At 68.4% G+C, this 1117-nt stretch carries 1 protein-coding gene; it reads right to left on the reverse strand.

Annotated elements, in window-relative coordinates:
* Positions 1–994: IS481 family transposase (locus BLW47_RS24530; protein WP_139307445.1), on the reverse strand; the 994-nt coding region annotated here is incomplete at its 3' end.
* Between the last annotated feature and the right edge of the window lie 123 nt (positions 995–1117).

A 1117-nucleotide genomic window follows, 5' to 3' on the forward strand; every position in this document is an offset into this window, starting at 1 on the left:
TGTACTGCCCAGGGACGTTGGTCAATCTGGTGACGGGCGGTTTGCCGCCGGTTGCGGTGTGTGGCCGGTGGTGATTGTAGTGATGCAGCCAGGCGGGCAGGGCCTTCCTGCGGGCTGCTTCGGATGAGTAGAACCGGCCGAAGGCCCAGCCGTCGGTCAGGGTCCGGTGGAAGCGTTCGACCTTGCCGTTTGTCTGGGGCCGGTAGGGGCGGGTCTTCTTTGGGGTGACGCCGAGTTCGGTGCAGGCGTCGCGCCACGCGTAGGACTTGTAGGCGGAGCCGTTGTCGGTCAACACCCGCTCGATGACCACACCGCGGGCGGCGAACCAGGCGACCGCGCGGCGCAGCACGGCGATAGCGGTGGCGGCTTTCTCGTCGTCGCAGACCTCGGCGTAGGCCACCCGTGAGTGGTCATCAACGACGGTGTGCACGAACGCGGTCCCGACCCGCGGTTCCCAGCGGTGGTTGCGGGTGCCGGTGCGGCGGGCGGTGGCCTCCCGGTTGCGCTCGCCCTGGACCCGACCGACGTAACGCCACCCGCCGCCGTCGGGAATCTGGCCGAGTTTCTTGACGTCGATGTGCAGCATCGCCCCGGCGTGGTCGTGTTCGTAACGGCGCACCGGTTCGCCGGTGCGCCGATCGATGTGTGACAGCCGGTTCACCCGGCAGCGGGTCAGCACCGCGTGCACGGTCGAGGCGGGCATGCCGAGGCGGCCGGCGATCTGGACCGGCCCCAGGCGGTGTTTCCATCGCAGGTGCACGACCTTGCGGACAACCGGTTGAGGCGTGCGAGTGGGGCTGTGGTGCGGCCGGGACGACCGGTCGACCATCCCGTCCGCGCCGAGCTCGGCGTAGCGCACCGCCCACCGTTTCGCCGTCGGCCAGGACACGTCATAGCGTTCCGCCGCGCGAGCGACCGGCCACCCCTGATCCACGACCAGACGCGCCAGGCGAAGACGTGCACGAGGAGTCAAAGCGGCGTTAGCGTGGGACACGAAGGCCTCCTGGTTGCCGGAGCGGTTCCTAGACAGCTCCACTCCACAACCGGAGGCCTTCGTCATCACGTCTATCTACGTCGTGTCGTCACACAACCTCAACCAACCTCCCTGGGCAGTACA

The organism is Micromonospora pattaloongensis (assembly GCF_900107255.1).
In the GTDB taxonomy this organism is placed as follows: Bacteria; Actinomycetota; Actinomycetes; order Mycobacteriales; family Micromonosporaceae; genus Micromonospora_I; species Micromonospora_I pattaloongensis.